This is a genomic window from uncultured Maritalea sp., assembly GCF_937139385.1.
Classification (GTDB): domain Bacteria; phylum Pseudomonadota; class Alphaproteobacteria; order Rhizobiales; family Devosiaceae; genus Maritalea; species Maritalea porphyrae_A.
This window is the reverse complement of sequence record NZ_CAKZPW010000371.1, coordinates 1-1958: the sequence shown is the minus strand read 5'-3', so window position 1 is coordinate 1958 and position 1958 is coordinate 1. Positions and strand designations below refer to the sequence as shown.

The window sequence follows — 1958 nt, the reverse complement described above, 5'->3', positions numbered from 1 at the left end:
GTATTTCTGGTGATTTCTTGGCTATGGATATTCGCCATGCGCTGAATTACCTTGGGGAAATTACTGGCGAAATCTCTCGTGCTGAAAAGCAAGCCCGCTCGATCCTTGAAGCGCACGAAGGGCAATATAATGAACTTGGGGCGCGGCTTGATGAGATTGATGGCGAGATCAAATCAATCCTTGCTGAACGGGCAAAAGCACAGGCCGTCTACGAAAAGGCTGAAGCAGAACTGGATGCCTTGAGCGGTGCGGTTTTCAAAGGACTTAAGACGGACGAAAAATATCAAGCTCAATTGGCTAGTTCCAATGAGGCGAAAAGCATTGCCGAGCATGCACTAAAGAAAACCGAAGTTGCCGAAAAGGATCGCGATGAAAAGGGCAAGCCCTATCGCGAAGACCCTTTGTTTATGTACTTGTGGGAAACAGGTTTTGGCACCAGCGCATATGGCGGCAATAATCTGGTGCGCTATTTTGACAAGATGATCGCCAAGATGATCCGCTATCATGACGCAAAGCCAAACTTCTCCATTCTCAATGAAATCCCAATGCGCTTGCGCGAACATGCAGAACGTTTGCTTGAGGATGCTGACGCTGAGCACGCAAAGCTTAAAAAGCTTGAAGACAAAGCATTTGATGCTGCGGGTGGAAAAGCCTATCGGCTGAATTCTGAAAAAGCTGAAAAGGAAATCGCCGCAATTGACGAAGCACAGGTGCGGCTTGAGGATGAGCGCGACGAATTGGCCCGCAAGCACACCAAATTGTCTGATGGTGGCGACAGCGCCTATCGCGAAGCAGTGGAAACGCTGACAGAAGGCTTGCAACGCGAAACCATTTCTGAGCTTTACGACGCGGCCCGACAAACTTCCAGTCGCGAGGATGATTTGATCATTCGCAAAATTGACGCTGTCCGCGCAGAGATTTTGGAGCAGGATGACGATATCAACGAAGCCAAGGTCCGCCTGAAAACACTAGCTGCGCGCCGTCGCGAACTGGAAGATATCGAGTGGGAGTTCAAAAAATCGAACTTTGACGACCCACGCATGAAGTTTGACGATGATTTGGTTGAAGACATGCTTGGTGAGTTTTTGAAGGGCGCTATTACCGCTGCCGGCTATTGGGGACAATGGCAAGATGCACAACGCGGGTCTGGGTATACCCCGCGCTCGAGTAGCAGCAAGAATGAACGCTCAAAATCCGGTCCTTGGAGCAAAGGCAATTTGGATTTTGGATCATTTGGCACCCCCAGCAGCGATTTTTCGCGTCCACGCGGTTCTTCCCGTCAGGGGTCAAAAGGCACACGCAAACATGGTAATTTCAAAACTGGCGGTAAGTTCTAATACCTAGAGGCTCTATGAGTACAGTCCACCAAAGTGCCGCAAAAGGCTATCAATCCGCAGCCGATAAATATCAGCGTGGACGGCCCGATTATGCACCACAGGTTTTTACGTGGTTGCGCGACAAATTGGGGGCTGAGCCAAACTCTATTGTGGTTGATTTAGGTGCAGGCACCGGCAAATTCACCAAGCGTATATGTGACATTTCAGAACACGTAATCGCAGTTGATCCAGTTGATGCAATGCGCGAGAAGTTGGCCGCAGATTTGCCGCAAGTTGAGGTGATCAAGGGCACCGCCGACAAAATGCCTTTGGATGATGACAGCGTTGATATTCTTGTTTGTTCGCAGTCGTTTCACTGGTTCGCCTCATCAGCAGCAGTTGCAGAAATTCACCGGATCCTAAAACCAGGCGGGCGGTTTGGACTGGTGTGGAATGTGCGCGATGAACGAACAGATTGGGTGGCAGAACTCACCAAGATCATTACCCCTTACGAGGGTGATGCACCACGCTATTATAAAGGCGACTGGCGAGAACCGTTTCCGGCCCCCGGATTTGGTTTGTTAGAAGAAACCCGTTTTGTGAACGCTCATATTGGCACCCCAGAAGACGTGATCTTCAATC

The 1958-nt window shown here is 49.9% G+C and carries 2 protein-coding genes; both read left to right on the top strand.

Features of this window, described 5'->3' with window-relative positions:
* A partial coding sequence (locus Q0231_RS14970; protein WP_299348717.1) for a hypothetical protein occupies positions 1–1337 on the top strand: 1337 nt, incomplete at its 5' end.
* Positions 1338–1351: 14 nt separating this feature from the next.
* Positions 1352–1958 (top strand): class I SAM-dependent methyltransferase (locus tag Q0231_RS14965; protein WP_299348714.1); only part of this gene is annotated, 607 nt, incomplete at its 3' end.